We start from the raw sequence: 17,817 nt of genomic DNA, 5'->3' as shown, positions 1-17,817 counted from the left end.
CCTTCCATGCAAGAAGTCGTGATTGTTGCCGCCACTCGTACTGCCATCGGTAGCTTCCAGGGTTCGTTGGCCAATGTGTCCGCGGTTGACCTCGGTGCTGCGGTGATCCGCCAGTTGTTGGCGCAGACCGGGCTGGACCCGGCGCAAGTCGATGAAGTGATCATGGGCCAAGTGCTGACCGCCGGTGCCGGACAAAACCCTGCGCGTCAGGCCGCGATCAAGGCTGGCCTGCCCTTCGCCGTGCCGGCCATGACCCTGAACAAAGTCTGCGGCTCGGGTTTGAAAGCCCTGCATCTGGCGGCGCAGGCGATTCGCTGTGGCGATGCCGAAGTGATCATCGCTGGCGGCCAGGAAAACATGAGCCTGTCCAATTACGTCATGCCCGGCGCCCGCACCGGTTTGCGCATGGGCCACGCACAGATCGTCGACACGATGATCAGCGACGGTTTGTGGGATGCGTTCAACGATTACCACATGGGCATCACCGCTGAGAATCTGGCTGAGAAGTACAGCCTGACCCGTGAGCAACAGGACGCCTTCGCTGCCGCTTCCCAGCAGAAAGCCGTGGCCGCCATCGAAGCCGGGCGGTTTGCCGATGAGATCACGCCGATCCTGATCCCGCAGCGCAAGGGCGATCCGCTGTCCTTCGCCACCGATGAACAGCCTCGGGCCGGCACCACCGCCGACTCCCTGGGCAAACTGAAAGCGGCCTTCAAGAAGGACGGCTCGGTGACTGCTGGCAACGCCTCTTCGCTGAACGACGGCGCCGCGGCGGTGATTCTGATGAGTGCGGAAAAAGCCAAAGCGCTGGGGCTGCCAGTGCTGGCGAAGATCGCCGCTTATGCCAACGCGGGCGTCGACCCGGCGATCATGGGCATCGGCCCGGTGTCGGCCACTCGCCGCTGCCTGGACAAGGCCGGTTGGTCCATCGATCAACTGGACCTGATCGAAGCCAACGAAGCCTTCGCCGCGCAATCTCTGGCCGTGGCCAAGGATCTGGAATGGGACTTGAACAAGGTCAACGTCAACGGCGGCGCCATTGCCTTGGGCCATCCGATCGGGGCGTCAGGGTGCCGGGTGCTGGTGACCTTGCTGCATGAAATGATCAAGCGTGACGCCAAGAAAGGCCTGGCGACGTTATGCATCGGCGGAGGCCAAGGCGTAGCACTGGCCATCGAGCGGTAACCCTACTCATGATCGTTCCCACGCTCTGCGTGGGAATGCAGCCAGGGACGCTCCGCGTCCCAAAAAGCGGACGCGGAGCGTCCGGTGAGGCATTCCCACGCAGAGCGTGGGAACGATCAATTGCTCGATCAACGCGGCCACTTGAGCCTTGGCTTCGGCATCATTACCGGTTGCCGCACTGGCATGCCGACGCAGGACCGATCTCGTTGTACTACCCGAGCCGCACGTTGATATCGGCCAAGACCTGAGTGTTTATCGATTATCTGGTCGAGGCCTTTGGGCGGGAGACCGCGTAATCGTTCATCGCGAGCAGGCTCGCTCCCACAGGGGTCGGTGTCGACTCGGTCAACTGTGGGAGCGAGCCTGCTCGCGATGAGGCCCGCCCAGCCGCGCTGAGCAATCCATCGCCCGCAATGCTAACGTGGCCGGCTCACACCGATCGGAGACGCATGCGTGCTGATGCTCAAACTGCTGGTGATTCCGGGATTTCTCTTGCTGATTTCCCTGGCCGGTAAACGCTGGGGTCCTAGCGTGGCCGGTTGGCTGTCCGGGTTGCCGGTGGTGGTCGGGCCGATTCTGTTTTTTCTCGCCATCGAGCAAGGCGTGATGTTCGCCGCTCAGGCGGCAACGGCGGCGCTGTCGGCAATGTTCGCGATGATTGCTTTCTGCGTGACCTACGCCCAGGTTGCACAACGTTTGAGCTGGCCGTGGACGCTGACGATTTCGCTGCTGGTCTGGGCCCTGGCAGCCATTGTGCTGTCGCTGATTCCGCCGTCGCTGGTGTTCTCGGTGATCGCGGCCGCCACCGCATTGCTAGCCGCGCCGTACCTGTTTCCCACGGTGCAGCCCATCGCTTCAGGCCCGGCGCCGAAGTCCGACAAACTGCTCATGCGCATGATGGCCGGCGCCCTGCTCACATTGGCTGTGACGCTGCTGGCCAGCACCGTCGGCGAACGCTGGAGCGGGCTGCTCGCGGTATTCCCGGTGCTGGGCAGTGTGATGGCGGTGTTCTCCCAGCAGACTCGCGGCCCGGCGTTTACTGCAGCGTTGCTCAGGGCGACGGCAACCGGGATGTATTCGTTTGCGGCGTTTTGTCTGGTGCTGGCGTTGGCGCTGCCGAGATTGGGATGGCTGGGGTTTGTCTTGGGCATAGGCGTGTCGTTGGGGATGCTGGTGATCACCAAGCGGCTGGCATTGCGTCCAAGGTGAGAACGTAGCAGGCTGCGGCAGCTGCTACCGATCGCGATCCGTGGGATGATCGCCATCAAAGCGTGGATCATCCCCAGGAGAGTTTGAATGTCATTGTTGAGTAAAAAAGCCGTTGTTCTGCTGCTGATGGCGGCTACCAGCCTGGGTGCCTTGAATGCGCAGGCGGCCAAAGCCACTGCCAGCGATAAAGCGCCGGCCCAGAAGGTCTCGATGCTCGGCGGCAAATTCACCTTCACCCTGCCCAAGGGTTTCATCGCCAACCCGCTGCCAGCCGGCGACGCGGCCACCGGCACCGCCGGGGCGACTGGCACGATGTACACCAACCAGACCACCAAAACCGTGGTGATCGCCGCTGAAAACACCATCCCCGGCGGCGCAAACGTCAAGGACAACGACGGTGAGTTCCTTGACGCCACCGTGTCCGCGTTCGCCACCGAGCAACGCAACGCCTTGCCGGATTTCAACAAAACCAGCGAAAAAAGCCTGACCCAGAAAGGCACGGGCCTGGGCCTTCGGCAGATCGACAGCACCGCCACCCAGGGCGGTGGCATGACGCTGGACAGCACGTTGATGGCCGCTTCCGGCACACGCATGGCCATCGTTCAGATCATCTCCCGTCCCAACGACAAAACTGGCCACGAAACACTGGTGAAACAAATCGTCAGCGGCAAATAAACCCGACCGATTCAGGGATTGAGGCGCTGCAACCAGACGCTCAAATCCTTCACCTCGGTGGCGCTGATGCTGTGACCGACACCCGGATAGGCATGAAACTCAGGCTTGAGTGACAGGCGCTGCAACAGGCTGTCGGCCTCAGTACCGTCGTTGTAGGGCAGGAGTGTGTCGGCGGTGCCATGACCGATGAAAATCGCCAGCTGCTGGCGTTTTTCATCCGGTTTGAGCTCGGACCTGAGCACCGGCAGGATGCGCCCGCTCAACGCCGCAATCCCGCCTACCGCCTCGGGATGACGCAACGCGACCTCGTAGGACATCATCGCGCCTTGGCTAAAACCCACCAGGAATACCTTGTCCGCTTCGGTGTGATATTTCTTCGCCGCTTGTGCGACAAAATCCCTCAGCACCTGCCCGCTGGCCTTCAGGTCGTCCGTCTCGCCGTCATAGGCGCCCTCGCCCTTCTGGCGAAACCACTGGTAACTGCCCTCCTCCAACGTCATCGGCGCCCGCACCGACAGGTAGTTGTACTGCGGCGGCAACTCATCCTTGATGTCGAACAGGTCCTGTTCGTTACTGCCGTAACCGTGCAGGAAAATCACCAAGGGTTGGTTGCGGGATTCAGCGTCGGCCTGTTCCAGGTACTTGAGCGGCAGATCGGTGTGCAGCGGGGTTTGAGCGTGGACGGCGGTGGACGCCAGGAGCGTGAGCAGAGCGAGTAACTTCAACATAAACCTTCCTTCACAGAGCGCAGGATTCGGGGCAAAGCCTAACATCTCTTTCCGCCGACGCACTGTCTCCCGCCGATACACCGTCCCACCGTAGGAGCTGCCGCAGGCTGCGATCTTTTGATCCTGCTTTTTAAACAAGATCAAAAGATCGCAGCCTGCGGCAGCTCCTACGAGAAATGTGTTTCTCAGGGTAATAAAAAAAGTGGCCACCGCGTCAACAGTGGCCACTTTTTTCTACGGCGTATTAATGGCCGTAAACGTCAAAATTGAAGTACTTGTCCTGCACTTGCTTGTACTTGCCGTTGGCGCGGATTTCAGTGATGGCGGTGTTGAATTTGTCCGCCAGCTCTTTATCGCCCTTGCGCACGGCGATGCCGGCACCGCCGCCGAAGTACTTGGCGTCTTCATAGGTCGGGCCTACGAAGGCGAAGCCTTTACCGGCGTCGGTTTTCAGGAAACCGTCGTCCAGGTTGACCGAGTCGGCCAGCATCGCGTCGAGGCGACCGGCGACAATGTCCAGGTTGGCTTCCTGCTGGGAACCGTAACGCACCAGGTTGATGCCCGCCGGTACTAGCACTTCAGTGGCGAAACGGTCGTGGGTGCTGGCGCGCAACACACCGACTTTCTTGCCTTTGAGCTCGGTCAGCGGATCCTTGACGTCGGTGCCTTCCTTCATCACGAAGCGCGCCGGGGTGTGGTAGTACTTGATGGTGAAATCGACGTTCTTCTTGCGATCGTCAGTGATGGTCATGGACGACAGGATCGCGTCGATTTTCTTGACCTTCAGTGCCGGGATCAAACCATCGAACTCTTGCTCGACCCAGGTGCACTTCACTTTCATCTGTTCACACAACGCATCGCCGATGTCCACGTCGAAACCGGTGAGTTTGCCGTCCGGGGTTTTCATCGAGAATGGCGGGTAGCCGGCTTCGATACCGAGGCGAATCGGCTTGGCGTCATCGGCCACGGCGGTCAGGGACAACATCGACAGTGCCAGGGCACCGAACATCACTCGCTTCTTCATTTATAACTCCTGTGTGCGGAGGCTTTTATTGGCAGCTTTCTGTTGGCAACTTTCGGTTAGTGAAGACCGAAGTGGCCGGCAGTCTAGAGCGGCTGCAGGAGGGCAAATTGTGTTTAGGCGACAAATACTTATAGAAAAACAGCCAAGGGATTCAAGGCACTTGAAGCGTGCGCCAAGGTGGTGCAAGGGCTGTAGGACAATCCTTTGCTTCAGACAAAACCTACAAGATTTCGGGCGTGATCCGATTGAATAGTCGCACTGGCGATGATCTTTTTTTTGCGGCACATTGACCCCGCCAACCCATTCCCGAAAGAGAAGCGTGATGCCCACGTTGAACCTGATCCAGCATCATCCTGCCGAAGGTCCTGGCGCCATTGCCGAATGGGCGCGGGCCCGTGGCATTACGCTAAACGTGTTTCGCGCCGACCTCGGCCAGTTGCCGCCGGTGAGTGCAGCACCGGTGATCCTGTTGGGCGGGCCTTATGAATCCAACGCCGGGCCGACGTGGCTGGAAGCGGAGCGTCAATGGCTGTCGGGTAGTCTGGATCAGGACGCGCCGGTGTTTGCGATTTGTCTGGGCGCGCAGCTGCTGGCGCTGAGCCTGGGTGGGAATGTGCGGCGCATGGCTCGCCCCGAAACTGGCTGGTCGACCGTGACCTTTGCGGATGGCCAGAGGCTGAAGGTGCTGGAATGGCACGAAGATGCGATCGATCTACCGGCGGATGCGCAATTGCTGGCCAGCAGTGACGTGTGTGAGCAGCAGATGTATCGCGTCGGGGCTACGCGGGTGGGGTTGCAGTTTCACCCGGAGTGGAATGCCGAATCGGTGGCGACCCTCAATGAGCACTTTGCCGAGGAATCGCCGTTGCCGCGGGGGCCACAGGACAGCGCGGCCTATCAAGTCGTGTTTGACTGGTTGCAGGTGACGCTCGACCAGTGGTGGACGGCGCGGACAGCGGTTTGAAGATCAAAAGATCGCAGGCTTCGCCAGCTCCTACAGGGGACGTACAGCCGTAATTTCACCGGTGTACTCGGTCAATGTAGGAGCTGGCGAAGCCTGCGATCTTTTCGGCTACATTAACATTCGCAGCCGATCACGGTACTGACCGACTGTTGCACCACGACACTCAATTCAAACCCCTCATCCAGCCACCCCGTCACCCCGCCAATCATCTCCTTGACCGGGTAACCCAGCGCCGCCAGCTTCACCGCAGCCTTGTTGGCGCCGTTGCAGTGGGGCCCTGCGCAATAGACCACGAACAGCGTGGATTTCGAATAACCCGCCATGCCGTCAGCCGTGATCAGTCGACCCGAGATGTTGATCGCGCCCGGCACATGTCCGCGTTCGAACGCCAACGGTCCGCGCACATCCACCAGGACAAAATCCACTTCGCCAGCCTGTTGGCTGCCGTAGACGTCGGAGCAATCGGTCTCGAAGGTCAGACGGTTGCTGAAATGCATCAGGGCAATGGCAGATGGGGCTGCGGGAATTTCGCGAACCAGGCTGGGCATGGGTTGTACTCCAAAGTCTCGGTGGGTGTGGGAAGACTTTATCTGCCCCGCGCTTGCCGCTACAGTGGCGCACAAGACACTCACCGGGAATTTTCCGCCAAATGCAGCCCACCCCTGGATTGGTCGCGATTCTGGCCTACGACGGCCTCTGCACTTTCGAATTCGGCATCGCCGTGGAGATCTTCGGTCTGGCGCGACCGGAGTTCGATTTCCCTTGGTATGAGCATCGTATCGTCGCCGTCGACCAAGGGCCGATGCGCGCCATGGGCGGCATTCAGGTGCTGGCCGACGGCGGGATGGAACTGCTTGAAGAGGCCCGGACCATCATCATCCCCGGCTGGCGCGACCGCAACGCGGCGGTGCCTGAACCTTTGCTCGCCGCCCTGCGCCAGGCCCATGCCCGGGGCGCGCGATTGCTGTCGATCTGTTCCGGGGTATTTGTACTGGCGGCCACCGGTTTGCTCGACGGTCACGGCGCCACGACGCATTGGCGCTACACCGCTGAACTGGCCGAACGCTTTCCGGACATACAGGTGGACCCGGACGTACTCTATGTCGATTCGGGCCAATTGATCACGTCGGCCGGCAGCGCCGCCGGCATCGATGCCTGCCTGCACCTGGTCGCGCGGGATTTTGGCACTCAAGTGGCCAACTCGGTGGCGCGGCGGTTGGTGATGTCACCGCAACGCACCGGCGGCCAGGCGCAGTTCATTCCGTCACCGGTCAGCCCGACGCCGCGCAGCGATCTGTCGCGGGTCATGCAATGGGCGCGGGAACGTCTGCACGAACCGCTGGAAGTTCGCGACCTTGCCAGCGAGGCGGCGATGAGTGAACGCACGTTCCTGCGGCGATTCACCGAAGCCAGCGGCCTGCCGCCCAAGGCATGGTTGCAACATGAGCGCCTGGCCCGTGCTCGCGAATTGTTGGAGAGCACTCGCCAGAACACCGAGCAGATTGCCCAGCGCTGCGGTTATCGTTCGGTGGAGAGTTTCCGGGTGGCGTTTCGTAGCGTGGTAGGCGTGCCGCCGTCAGTTTATCGGGAGCGGTTTGGGCGTGAGGTAAAGGCGATTTCTTGAGGTGTGCTTGAGGGCCTCATCGCGGGCAGCCCGCTCCCACAAAGTCTGCGTCGTACACACGTTTTGTGCTCAATAGAGATCCACTGTGGGAGCGGGCTTGCCCGAAGGCGTCACCCCAGACACCCATTATCTCAAGGCTTACGCAACAAATAGGTATCCATAATCCACCCATGCGCCAGCCGCGCCGCCTTGCGCACGCACTCAATCTCATCCGCGACATCCTTGAGCTTGCCGCTAATCAGGATTTCATCCGGCGTCCCCAGGTAAGCCCCCCAGTAAATCTCCGTCTCCTGATCGGCCACGTGATGGTAGGCATCTTGCGCATCCAGCATCACCACCAGGCTGTCGGCATCACTCACCTGCCCCGCTGCCAACCGCCGTCCGGTGGTGATTTCAATCGAGCGACCGATGCGATTCAGCGGCACCTTATGTTGCGCCGCCAATGCCTGCACGCTGGTGATCCCGGGGATCACCTCGAACTCGAATACACACCGGCCTGACGCCAGAATCGCCTGCAGAATCCGAATGGTGCTGTCGTACAACGCGGGATCGCCCCACACCAGAAAACCGCCGCACTGATCGTCGGTCATTTCCTCGTTGATCAGCCGTTCGAAGGTCTGCTGCTTGGCGCGGTTCAGGTCTTCGACGCTGGCCTTGTAGTCCACATCCCCGCGTTCCCGCTCCGGGCTGTGGGCTTCGACGAAGCGGTAGTCGTGATCGGTGATGTAGCGCTCACAGATCTCGCGGCGCAGGTCGATCAGTTTGTCTTTGCTCTGGCCCTTGTCCATGAGGAAAAACACATCGACGCGGTTCAGCGCCTTCACGGCCTGCATCGTGATGTAGTCGGGGTTGCCGGCGCCGACACCGATGACCAGAAGTTTTTTCATCAACATGCTCCCTCAGGGTCCGTGCCCATCAAGCGTAGCCGCCAGCGACCGTTGAACCGCAACTCGATGGCCGACAACGGTTCGACGTCGATCTGATTGAACGACGCGCCCTGCAGCACCTGCATCAATGCGGCGCGGATGACAAAAGGATGGGTGATGGCAACGATATGCCCCGGCGTCGCCTCAAGGTTGTTCAACCACGCAACCACCCGCTCACCGAGTTGTGCCACCGATTCTCCACCGTGGGGTGCCGACGTCGGGTCATTGAGCCAGGCCTGGAGCGTTTCGGGTTCGGCTGTTTGCAGGTCGTCGATCGACGTGCCTTTCCAGCGTCCGAAATCGCAATCTGCCAGTGCCGTAACAATCTCCATATCGTTGCCAAACAGCTCAGCGGTTTGCCGGGTCCGCAGTTCCGGGCCACAGAGCAAACGAGGAGTGCCCTTGAACTGGCGGCAACGCGAACCCTTCGCCGATTGCCAATCCATTTCCAACGGCTCATTCGTAGGAAAACACGCCAATTTTTGTGCGACGGTTCGAGCGTGGCACACCAGGGTCAAGCGGGTCGCCTGCACGGAAGATCACTCTGTCGATGGGATGGAAAACGGCACGACACCGCAAATAACCGGGTCATTGTGCCGCAAGACGCGCGCACTCTGAACGCATTCCTCGTAGCAGCTGTCGAGCCTGCGAGACTGCGTTCGGCTGCGCAGCAGTCGTAAAATCAGGCACAGCGGTCCGTCAGGCACACTGTGCTCTCAGGATTTACGACCGCTACGCGGCCGAACGCAGCCTCGCAGGCTCGGCAGCTGCTACGGCATTGGGCTCGCAGAGCCCATTTTATCCCTTAGCAAGGTCGATATCTCACACCACTATGGGCAATGTCCTACAACGTCAGTCGACATCCGCGTAGCCCCCGGCGCACGGGGTTTTCGCCCCATTTTGGGACTTTTAAAATCCTCGGAAAAATTCACTAGACATGTAGCACACGTTACATAAATACTGTTTTAGCAATTTATGAAACGAAACCGACACACCCATCCAGCAGGAGCCCGGATGCCCTCTCTCAGAGACCTGATCACCGATCCCGGCCTGGAACTCACGCCATCGGAACGCAAAGTCATACGTGCCTTGCTGGATCAATACCCGCGTAACGGGCTGGGCCCGATGTCACGTCTGGCCGAACATGCCGGTGTCAGCGATCCGACCATTGTGCGGCTGGTAAAGAAGCTTGGTTTCAGCGGTTATGCCGACTTTCAGGAAGCCTTGCTCAGCGACATGGATGACCGCTTGCGCTCCCCCAGTACCCTGCTGCAACCCCGCGCCCATCTCAAGAAAGATGATCCCTGGGGCCACTATCTGGCGAACAGCCATCGGGCATTGGTCGACACCCAAGCGCTGACCCAACCCGAAGATGTACGAATTCTGATCGAATGGCTGCTCGACACCCGCCATCAGGTCCATTGCTTCGGCGGCCGCTTCAGCAGTTTCCTCGCCAACTATTTGCTCAACCATCTGCGCCTGTTACGGCCCGGTTGTTTTGCCCTGGAAGACAACGCGCAATTGCCGGATCGACTGTTCGACGTGCAGCGTCAGGACGTGGTGCTGGTGTTCGATTATCGCCGCTATCAGTCCCAAGCCTTGCGGGTCGCCAATGCCGCGAAGAGTCGACATGCGCGGGTCGTGCTGTTCACCGATATCTACGCGTCACCGCTACGGGAAATGGCCGACCTGATCATCAGCGCACCGGTGGAATCGGCGTCGGCCTTCGACTCGATGGTTCCGGCGCTGGCCCAGGTTGAAGCACTGGTTGCCTGCCTGTCCCTGCGCAGCCCCGATCTGGCCGATCGCCTGGAAGGCATCGACGCCCTGCGGGCCGACTTCGACACCCACTTGCTGGAGGAAAAATAAGGATGTTCACGCTCCCCCATCACTCGCCCCGGGACTTGCCGTTTGCCGCCGACCACACCGCGCTGTTGCTGGTGGACATGCAGCGTGCCTGGCTTGAGCCGCAGTTCGATCCGCACCTCAACGGGCCGGATGCCGAATACTTTCTGACCCGCGCCCACATGCAAGTGGTGCCCAATCAACGCCGGCTGCTCAGTGCCTTTCGTAATGCACGACAAAACGTGCTGCACACGCTCATCGAAAGCCTCACCGCCGATGGTCGCGATCGTTCGCTGGACCACAAACTCTCGGACATGCACCTGCCCAAGGGCAGTTCGCAAGCGCGAATCATCGATGACCTGACGCCGATCGAAAACGAAATCGTGCTGCCCAAGACCTCTTCCGGGGTCTTCAACTCCACCAACATCGACTACGTGCTGCGCAACCTTGAAACCCGGCACCTGATCATCGCCGGCATCGTCACCGACCAATGCGTCGACATGGCCGTGCGTGACGCCGCCGACCGCGGTTACCTGGTGACGCTGGTCGAAGATGCCTGCGCCACCTACACCGAACAACGGCATCACGCCTGCCTGAACGCCATCAAAGGCTACTGCTGGATCACCGACACCCAGACCGTGCTCCGCCGGTTGCAGGAGATGCAGCCATGAGCGCTCGCCTGTCGCCACTGCCGATGACCACGATCGTCACCACCGACCTGATTGGCGTGACGCGCGGCCGTTCCTTTCCCACCGACGAACTCGATACCTATCAAGTGGCGGGCTGCGGCTGGGTGCCGGCCAACAGCGCCCTGACCCCGCAAGACATCATCGCCTCCAGCAATCCATGGGGTGCTTATGGAGACTTGCGGCTGATCCCCGACTTGAGCAGCCGAGTGACCGTCAACAACGGCCCGGACGCCAATGCCCCGGCGCTGGACTTCATTCACGGTGACATTCGCGAAACCGATGGACGCCCGTGGGGCGCCTGTCCGCGCACGCTGTTGCGCAACGAAGTGGAGCGTTATCGCGATGAATTGGGACTGCAGATCAACGCTGCGTTCGAACATGAATTCAACCTCGGCAGCGGCGCGACTGAGCATCTGGCGTTCTCTCTTGAGGCGCAGCGTCAGGGCGCCGAGTTCGGCGGCTGGTTGCTCAGCGCACTGCGTGCCGGCGGTGTGGAACCGGAGATGTTCCTGCCGGAATACGGCAAGCACCAATACGAAATCACCTGCCGCCCAACCCTCGGCGTCGCCGCCGCCGACCGTGCGGTGAACGTGCGTGAGATCACCCGTGAGATCGCCCGGCAAATGGGCCTGGACCTGAGTTTCGCCCCCAAGACTTCCGAGCAGGCGGTGTGCAATGGCGTGCATTTACACGTGAGCCTGCAGGATCTGGCCGGCCACCCGGTGATGTACGACGCCGGCACCACCAACGGCCTGTCGACCCTCGGCCAGCATTGGGCCGCCGGCGTTCTGCACTATTTGCCGGCGCTCTGCGCCTTTACCGCGCCGACACCGGTTTCCTACGAGCGCTTGCAGCCCCATCACTGGAGCGCTTCCTACGCTTGTCTCGGCCAACGCAACCGCGAAGCGGCGCTGCGGATTTGCCCGACCGTGAGCCTGGGCGGCAAAGCCGTGGCGGCGCAGTACAACCTGGAATTTCGCGCCATGGACGCCACCGCCTCGCCGCATCTGGCCATGGCTGCGTTGCTGATCGCCGGGCGCCTGGGCATCGAGCAGCGCCTGGCCCTGAACGCGATCACCGATGAAGTTCCCGATTCCCTGAACGAAGAACAACGCCAGGCCCGCGGCATCGTCGCCCTGCCCGCGTCCCTGTCCCAGGCCCTGGAATGCCTGCGCAACAGCGAGGCGCTGATCGAAGCCCTGCCGAGCGCCTTGCTGGACACCTGGTTCGCCCTTAAAACCGAGGAACTGAGGCTGACGGAACAGCTCTCGCCCGCCGATCTTTGTGAGCACTATGCGCGCCTGTACTGAGTCCGCCGAATTGGGGTTCTATACCCAACCTGCGTACACCCTGAGCCGGGAAGCCTCCGAGCACCCGCTGATTCTGGTGTGTGAGCACGCCAGTCGTTTTATCCCGGCCGGGTTGAATGACCTGGGCTTGAGCCATGAAGCCGCCCGCGAACACATCGCCTGGGACATCGGCGCCCTGGCGCTGGCCGAGGGCTTGTCCGAAGCACTGGGCGCCACCCTGTTGGCGGCCAACTATTCACGGTTGTTGATCGACCTCAACCGCCCGCGCCATGCGCCGGACAGCATTGCGTTACAGAGCGAGATTTATCAGGTGCCGGGCAATCGGGATCTGGACGAGGCCACCCGCGACTATCGCCGGCACTGCCTGTTCAAGCCGTTTCATACACGCCTGCAAACCTTGATCGACGCCCGCGTGGCGCAAGGTCGACCGGTTCGCGTGGTGGGGATTCACAGTTTCACGCCGATATATTACGGCCAGCCACGAGAGCTGGAAGCCGGCGTGTTGTACGGACAGGCCGGGGAATACGCGCAGCGAGTGATCGACGGGTTGAGTCGGCACCCCTTGAAAGTCGCGGCTAATCAGCCGTACAAAATCGATCCGCTGGGTGACATGACCGTGCCGGTTCATGGCGATGCACGCGGGCTTGAGTCGGTGTTGATCGAGGTACGCAACGATCTGTTGCGTACCTCCGAGGACATCGGTCGCTGGACCGATTATCTGGCGCCACTGCTGTAGAGCAATAGCTTCAAACTCGCAGCATGCAGCTGCTTTCATATCAAGGAGAAGGGCTTCATGGAAATAGAAGAATTCGGCTACAAGCAAGAGTTGAAACGTAGCCTGTCGCTGACGGACCTGGTGGTGTACGGGATGATCTTCATGATCCCCATCGCCCCGTTCGGCGTTTATGGTTACGTCAACGCCGAAGCCCCGGGGATGGTGCCGCTGGCCTACATCATCGGCATGGTGGCGATGCTGTTCACCGCCCTCAGTTACGGCAGCATGGCCCGGGCCTTTCCGATTGCGGGCTCCGTGTATTCCTACGCACAACGCGGCCTCAACCCGCATGTCGGGTTTATCGCCGGTTGGCTGATGCTGCTCGATTATTTGCTGATTCCGCCACTGCTCTACGTCTACGCGGCGATGGCGCTGAATCATTTGTACCCGGACATCCCGAAAGTCGGCTTCATCCTGGCTTTTCTGGTCAGCGCCACCTTCGTCAACCTGCGGGGCATTACCTTCACCGCGCGGATGAACATCGTCTTTCTACTGGCGCAACTGGTAGTGCTGGGGATCTTCCTGTTCTACGCCTGGAATGCCCTGCACAACGGCGGCGGTAACGGTCAACTGACCCTGGCGCCGTTGTACAACCCCGAGACATTCAACTTCGCCCTGCTGATGCAAGCGGTGTCGATTGCGGTGCTGTCGTTCCTCGGTTTCGATGCGATTTCCACCCTCGCCGAAGAAATCAAGGGCGACCCGGGCCGTAGCGTTGGCAAGGCTGCGCTGATCACATTGCTGGTGATGGGTGTGATCTTTGTCGTGCAGACCTGGATTGCCACGGATCTGGCCGCCGGCCTGGGCTTCAAGTCCGCCGACACCGCGTTCTATGAAATCGCCGAAATCGCCGCCGGCAGCTGGCTGGCAACCCTGACCGCCGTGGCCACCGCCCTGGCCTGGGGCGTCGCGGTCGCGATCACCTCGCAAGCGGCGGTTTCGCGCCTGCTGTTCGGCATGGCGCGGGACGGCAAACTGCCGAAAGTGCTGGCCAAGGTGCACCCGAAACACAACACGCCGTATGTGAGTATCTATCTGGTGGCGGCACTGTCGCTGGTGATCTGCTACCTGTTCATCAACTCGGTGGACACCCTCACCTCCCTGGTGAACTTCGGCGCCCTGAGCGGCTTTATGTTGCTGCACCTGACCGTAATCAACTATTACTGGCGTCGGCAGAAGTCCGGCCAGGTGATTCGTCACCTGCTCTGCCCGGTGATCGGCTTCATCATCGTCGCGGCCATCATGTACAACATGGGCGTCGATGCACAGAAACTCGGCCTGATCTGGATTGCCCTGGGGCTGGTCTATCTATTCTTCCTCAACAAACTGGGTGCCAGCACGGTCCTACCCGACCCAAGCAATGGCTGACAAGAAAAAGAGCAGCGTCTGACATGAATTCAGGCGACAGCCGATTTAACGCGTGGAAACCGACAGTGATAGTCAGGTTCGGTGCAAATCGCCGAACCCTTTGATACAGGAGTACATCCATGCTGGTCTTACGCCCAGTGGAGTTAACCGACCTGCCCCAGTTGCAGCAACTGGCGCGCGACAGTCTGGTGGGGGTCACGTCCTTGCCGGACGACACCGAACGCCTGCGCGAGAAGATTCTCGACTCCTGCGCTTCGTTCGAGAAAGACGTACAGGGGCCTGGCCCGGAGAACTATTTCTTCGTGCTGGAAAATCTCACGACTCGCCGTCTGGTCGGCTGCTCGGAAATCCTCGCCACCGCAGGGTTCAACGAGCCGTTCTACAGTTTGCGCAACCGCCATTTCACCAGTGCCTCACGGGAGCTGAACATCGAGCACGGGGTGCCGGCGCTGTCGTTGTGCCACGACCTCAGTGGCCATACTTTGCTGCGCGGTTTCCATATCGACGCGGCGCTGGAACGCACGCGGTTTTCCGAATTGCTGTCCCGGGCGCGGCTGCTGTTCATCGCCGCACACACGGCGCGCTTTGCCGAAGCGGTGATCACCGAGATCGTTGGCTACAGCGATGAACAGGGCCAGTCACCGCTCTGGGATGCGCTGGGCAAGCATTTCTTCGACCTGCCGTACGTTGAGGCCGAGCGGCTTTGCGGTCTGCAGAGCCGGTCATTTCTAGCCGAACTGATGCCGCAATACCCGATCTACGTGCCGATGCTGCCGCCGGCGGCACAGGCATGTATCGGCCGGATTCATCCCGACGGTCAGGAGGCCTTCGACATACTTGAACGCGAAGGTTTCGAGACCAACAGCTATATCGACCTGTTCGACGGTGGCCCGACGTTGTACGCACGCACCTCGAACATTCGCTCCATCGCCCAAAGCCAGACCGGCACGGTGCACCCTGGCTCGGCCATCGATGCGCGCGGCAGCTACCTGGTAAGCAACGAGTCGTTGAAGGGTTACCGCGCCATCGTCGCCGAGTTGGACTATCGCGCCGGGCAACCCGTGGCCTTGAGCGCCGAAATGTGCGCGGCCCTGAACGTGACCGACGCCAGTGCGATCCGGTTGATCGCCCTGTGAGCCGCCACCGGCCCCGTGCCCAACGACAACGCCCGAACAGGCGCGAAGAAGGAGCTGCATCATGATTGTCCGCCCGGTTCAAGTCACCGACCTGCCCGCCCTGCTGGATCTGGTGCAACGGGCCGCCCCCGGGGTCACCACCCTGCCGGCCAGTGAGGAACGCCTGACCCACCGAGTGCGCTGGTCTCAGCGCACCTTTGCCGAACAGGTCGAGCGTGCAGACGCCGATTACCTGTTCGTGCTCGAAGACGACGATCAACAAGTGGTCGGTGTCAGTGCCCTGGCGGGGGCCGTCGGCCTGCGGGAGCCCTGGTACAACTACCGGGTCGGACTCACAGTCAGCTCGTCGCCGGACCTGGGTATTCAGCGCCAGATCCCCACGTTGTTCCTGAACAACGAAATGACCGGCCAATCGGAAATCTGTTCACTGTTTCTGAGACACGATCAACGCCACGGCAGTAACGGTCGATTGCTGTCGCTGGGGCGCCTGCTGTTCGTTGCCGAATTTCCCCATCTGTTCGGCGACAAGCTCATTGCCGAACTGCGCGGCAGTGCCGACGAACAAGGCTGCTCACCGTTCTGGGACAGCCTGGGCCGGCATTTTTTCAAGATGGATTTCAGCCATGCCGATCACTTGTCGGGGCTAGGCAGCAAAGCCTTTATTGCCGAACTGATGCCGCGCCAACCGCTCTACACCTGCCTGCTCACTGAACAGGCCCAAGCGGTGATCGGCAAGCCGCACCCGAACACCGAACCTGCGCTGAAGATCCTCACCGCCGAGGGCTTTGCCCATAAGGGGTACATCGACATCTTCGACGCAGGCCCGGTGATCGAAGCCCCGGTATCGAGAATCCGCACGGTGCGTGACAGCCAACGCTTGGAGCTAGCCATCGGCACGCCCGACGACCAGGCGCCAATATGGCTGATCCACAACCGCCGCCTGGAAAACTGCCGCATCACCACTGCCCAGGCGCGGCTGGTCGGCAACAGCCTGATCGTCGACCGGCTCACCGCCAAACGCCTGCAACTGCAACCCGGTAACTCGGTCCGCGCCGTGCCGCTGCGCAACCAACAACAGCAGGCGGTGGCTGCGTGATTATGTAGCAGCTGGCGAAGCCTGCGTTCGGCTGCGTAGCAGTCGTAAAACCTGCCAACTTAATCTTTCAGACTGACCGCCAACTAGATCCTCTTCTGCTTTTGCATGACACCCGATCCGTGATGGCGAGCGCTTCGTACTCGAACGCAGCCTTCGGCAGCTGCTACAAGGGATCGCGTCGAGGCCAGGATTCGTGTCAATCCGGATGAAATGCACTCTGCAGGAGCTACCGCAGGCTGCGATCTTTTGATCTTGCATCCCTTGGCCGGCAAATTCGTCATCATTCTTCACCCGCCCACGTGATAGCCTTTTGTTCCTTCGGCGTTGACACTTTTGCTCAAGCCCTTCCATTCCTTTGTATTGGTGGAACTCATATGTCCAGGCTGTCACATCAAGATTTGCGCCGTAATTTCCGCCAACTGTTCGCTTCCAACGCCTGCTACCACACCGCGTCGGTCTTCGACCCCATGTCGGCACGCATTGCCGCTGATCTGGGTTTTGAAGTGGGGATTCTCGGTGGTTCGGTCGCGTCGTTGCAGGTACTGGGCGCCCCGGACTTTGCCTTGATCACCCTGAGCGAGTTCGCCGAGCAGGCCACCCGCATCGGCCGCGTGGCCCAATTGCCGGTGATCGCCGACGCCGACCACGGCTATGGCAACGCGCTCAATGTCATGCGCACCATCGTCGAACTTGAACGCGCTGGCATCGCCGCCCTGACCATTGAAGACACCCTGTTGCCGGCGCAATTCGGCCGTAAGTCCACTGACCTGATCGGGGTCGCGGAAGGCGTCGGCAAGATTCGCGCGGCGCTCGAAGCCCGGGTCGACTCGGAAATGGCGATCATTGCGCGGACCAATGCCGGGATCCTGCCGGTTCAGGAAATCATCAGCCGCACCAAGCAATACCAACAGGCCGGGGCGGACGGGATTTGCATGGTGGGCGTGCGGGACTTCGACCACCTCGAACAAATCGCCGAGCACCTGAGTGTGCCGCTGATGCTGGTCACCTACGGCAACCCGCTGCTGCGCGACGACAATCGCCTGGCTGAACTGGGCGTGCGCGTCACCATCGACGGCCATGGCGCCTACTTCGCGGCGATCAAGGCGACATACGACAGCCTGCGCGAGCAACGCCAGATCTTTACCCAGGCGTCGGACCTGAACGCCACTGAACTGACTCACACCTATACGCAGCCTGAGGATTACATTCGTTGGGCGAAGGAATACATGAGCGTCAAGGAGTGAGGGTTCGGCTGAAATGATG

At 60.7% G+C, this 17,817-nt stretch carries 18 protein-coding genes; 13 read left to right on the top strand and 5 right to left on the bottom strand.

From position 1 onward, the window contains the following. The first annotated feature begins 6 nt into the window (after positions 1-6). The 3 genes from JFU11_RS06410 to JFU11_RS06400 all read left to right on the top strand — a co-directional run bounded on the left by JFU11_RS06410 (position 7) and on the right by JFU11_RS06400 (position 3,069). Positions 7-1,185, top strand: coding sequence for an acetyl-CoA C-acetyltransferase (locus JFU11_RS06410; protein WP_201060115.1), 1,179 nt, complete (start codon positions 7-9; stop codon positions 1,183-1,185). A gap of 453 nt (positions 1,186-1,638) precedes the next feature. Next, complete coding sequence (locus tag JFU11_RS06405; protein WP_201060114.1) at positions 1,639-2,394, top strand: hypothetical protein; 756 nt, start codon at positions 1,639-1,641, stop codon at positions 2,392-2,394. Between the two features lie 87 nt (positions 2,395-2,481). Next, positions 2,482-3,069, top strand: coding sequence for a hypothetical protein (locus JFU11_RS06400; RefSeq protein ID WP_201060113.1), 588 nt, complete (start codon positions 2,482-2,484; stop codon positions 3,067-3,069). Positions 3,070-3,080: 11 nt separating this feature from the next. Here the strand turns inward: JFU11_RS06400 and JFU11_RS06395 are convergent, their stop codons facing one another. Further along, on the bottom strand, positions 3,081-3,797 hold the full coding sequence (locus JFU11_RS06395) for a dienelactone hydrolase family protein (RefSeq protein WP_201060112.1): 717 nt from the start codon (positions 3,795-3,797) through the stop codon (positions 3,081-3,083). Between the two features lie 244 nt (positions 3,798-4,041). After that, positions 4,042-4,821, bottom strand: coding sequence for an ABC transporter substrate-binding protein (locus tag JFU11_RS06390; protein ID WP_123721131.1), 780 nt, complete (start codon positions 4,819-4,821; stop codon positions 4,042-4,044). Between the two features lie 322 nt (positions 4,822-5,143). Between JFU11_RS06390 and JFU11_RS06385 the strand changes: the two genes are divergently transcribed. Further along, positions 5,144-5,785: a type 1 glutamine amidotransferase gene (locus JFU11_RS06385; protein WP_201060111.1), complete on the top strand. Its 642-nt coding sequence runs from the start codon at positions 5,144-5,146 to the stop codon at positions 5,783-5,785. Positions 5,786-5,898: 113 nt separating this feature from the next. Here JFU11_RS06385 and JFU11_RS06380 read toward each other — a convergent pair whose 3' ends face one another. After that, positions 5,899-6,333: a rhodanese-like domain-containing protein gene (locus tag JFU11_RS06380; RefSeq protein ID WP_201060110.1), complete on the bottom strand. Its 435-nt coding sequence runs from the start codon at positions 6,331-6,333 to the stop codon at positions 5,899-5,901. A gap of 101 nt (positions 6,334-6,434) precedes the next feature. On the opposite strand from JFU11_RS06380, the gene ftrA reads away from it, so the two are divergent. After that, positions 6,435-7,409, top strand: a complete 975-nt coding sequence (gene ftrA / locus JFU11_RS06375) for a transcriptional regulator FtrA (RefSeq protein WP_201060109.1) — start codon at positions 6,435-6,437, stop codon at positions 7,407-7,409. Between the two features lie 131 nt (positions 7,410-7,540). Here the strand turns inward: ftrA and cobF are convergent, their stop codons facing one another. Beyond that, positions 7,541-8,296, bottom strand: coding sequence for a precorrin-6A synthase (deacetylating) (cobF, locus tag JFU11_RS06370; RefSeq protein ID WP_201060108.1), 756 nt, complete (start codon positions 8,294-8,296; stop codon positions 7,541-7,543). Continuing rightward, positions 8,296-8,868: a histidine phosphatase family protein gene (locus JFU11_RS06365; RefSeq protein ID WP_201121243.1), complete on the bottom strand. Its 573-nt coding sequence runs from the start codon at positions 8,866-8,868 to the stop codon at positions 8,296-8,298. Before JFU11_RS06365 ends, cobF begins: the two co-directional genes overlap by 1 nt. Positions 8,869-9,349: 481 nt before the next feature. Here JFU11_RS06365 and JFU11_RS06360 point away from each other — a divergent pair, with 481 nt between their 5' ends. The 8 genes from JFU11_RS06360 (at position 9,350) to JFU11_RS06325 (ending at position 17,798) form a co-directional block, all read left to right on the top strand. Next, positions 9,350-10,204, top strand: coding sequence for a MurR/RpiR family transcriptional regulator (locus JFU11_RS06360; RefSeq protein ID WP_123721125.1), 855 nt, complete (start codon positions 9,350-9,352; stop codon positions 10,202-10,204). A gap of 2 nt (positions 10,205-10,206) precedes the next feature. Then, positions 10,207-10,851: an isochorismatase family cysteine hydrolase gene (locus JFU11_RS06355; RefSeq protein WP_038983971.1), complete on the top strand. Its 645-nt coding sequence runs from the start codon at positions 10,207-10,209 to the stop codon at positions 10,849-10,851. Further along, entirely contained in the window at positions 10,848-12,179 is a 1,332-nt protein-coding gene (locus JFU11_RS06350) for a glutamine synthetase family protein (RefSeq protein ID WP_123721123.1), read from the top strand. Before JFU11_RS06355 ends, JFU11_RS06350 begins: the two co-directional genes overlap by 4 nt. Further along, positions 12,163-12,915 carry an N-formylglutamate amidohydrolase gene (locus JFU11_RS06345; RefSeq protein ID WP_123721122.1) on the top strand — a complete coding sequence of 251 codons (753 nt, stop codon included), beginning with the start codon at positions 12,163-12,165 and terminating at the stop codon, positions 12,913-12,915. Before JFU11_RS06350 ends, JFU11_RS06345 begins: the two co-directional genes overlap by 17 nt. A gap of 57 nt (positions 12,916-12,972) precedes the next feature. Further along, entirely contained in the window at positions 12,973-14,322 is a 1,350-nt protein-coding gene (locus tag JFU11_RS06340; RefSeq protein ID WP_052965183.1) for an APC family permease, read from the top strand. 119 nt (positions 14,323-14,441) lie between these two features. Beyond that, positions 14,442-15,458, top strand: a complete 1,017-nt coding sequence (locus tag JFU11_RS06335) for an arginine N-succinyltransferase (protein WP_201060106.1) — start codon at positions 14,442-14,444, stop codon at positions 15,456-15,458. A gap of 61 nt (positions 15,459-15,519) precedes the next feature. Continuing rightward, entirely contained in the window at positions 15,520-16,554 is a 1,035-nt protein-coding gene (gene astA, locus JFU11_RS06330; protein ID WP_123721120.1) for an arginine N-succinyltransferase, read from the top strand. A gap of 374 nt (positions 16,555-16,928) precedes the next feature. After that, complete coding sequence (locus tag JFU11_RS06325; RefSeq protein ID WP_123721119.1) at positions 16,929-17,798, top strand: oxaloacetate decarboxylase; 870 nt, start codon at positions 16,929-16,931, stop codon at positions 17,796-17,798. Positions 17,799-17,817 lie beyond the last annotated feature (19 nt).

This window comes from Pseudomonas sp. TH37, from assembly GCF_016650735.1.
In the GTDB taxonomy this organism is placed as follows: Bacteria; Pseudomonadota; Gammaproteobacteria; order Pseudomonadales; family Pseudomonadaceae; genus Aquipseudomonas; species Aquipseudomonas farris.
This window is presented reverse-complemented; position numbering and strand designations above follow the sequence as displayed.

Coding starts and splice junctions, on each gene's coding strand:
- JFU11_RS06410 (WP_201060115.1), top strand. CDS start 7: ATGCAAGAAGTCGTGATTGTTGCCGCCACTCGTACTGCCATCGGTAGC.
- JFU11_RS06400 (WP_201060113.1), top strand. CDS start 2,482: ATGTCATTGTTGAGTAAAAAAGCCGTTGTTCTGCTGCTGATGGCGGCT.
- JFU11_RS06395 (WP_201060112.1), bottom strand. CDS start 3,797: ATGTTGAAGTTACTCGCTCTGCTCACGCTCCTGGCGTCCACCGCCGTC.
- JFU11_RS06390 (WP_123721131.1), bottom strand. CDS start 4,821: ATGAAGAAGCGAGTGATGTTCGGTGCCCTGGCACTGTCGATGTTGTCC.
- JFU11_RS06385 (WP_201060111.1), top strand. CDS start 5,144: ATGCCCACGTTGAACCTGATCCAGCATCATCCTGCCGAAGGTCCTGGC.
- JFU11_RS06380 (WP_201060110.1), bottom strand. CDS start 6,333: ATGCCCAGCCTGGTTCGCGAAATTCCCGCAGCCCCATCTGCCATTGCC.
- ftrA (WP_201060109.1), top strand. CDS start 6,435: ATGCAGCCCACCCCTGGATTGGTCGCGATTCTGGCCTACGACGGCCTC.
- cobF (WP_201060108.1), bottom strand. CDS start 8,296: ATGAAAAAACTTCTGGTCATCGGTGTCGGCGCCGGCAACCCCGACTAC.
- JFU11_RS06360 (WP_123721125.1), top strand. CDS start 9,350: ATGCCCTCTCTCAGAGACCTGATCACCGATCCCGGCCTGGAACTCACG.
- JFU11_RS06355 (WP_038983971.1), top strand. CDS start 10,207: ATGTTCACGCTCCCCCATCACTCGCCCCGGGACTTGCCGTTTGCCGCC.
- JFU11_RS06350 (WP_123721123.1), top strand. CDS start 10,848: ATGAGCGCTCGCCTGTCGCCACTGCCGATGACCACGATCGTCACCACC.
- JFU11_RS06345 (WP_123721122.1), top strand. CDS start 12,163: ATGCGCGCCTGTACTGAGTCCGCCGAATTGGGGTTCTATACCCAACCT.
- JFU11_RS06340 (WP_052965183.1), top strand. CDS start 12,973: ATGGAAATAGAAGAATTCGGCTACAAGCAAGAGTTGAAACGTAGCCTG.
- JFU11_RS06335 (WP_201060106.1), top strand. CDS start 14,442: ATGCTGGTCTTACGCCCAGTGGAGTTAACCGACCTGCCCCAGTTGCAG.
- astA (WP_123721120.1), top strand. CDS start 15,520: ATGATTGTCCGCCCGGTTCAAGTCACCGACCTGCCCGCCCTGCTGGAT.
- JFU11_RS06325 (WP_123721119.1), top strand. CDS start 16,929: ATGTCCAGGCTGTCACATCAAGATTTGCGCCGTAATTTCCGCCAACTG.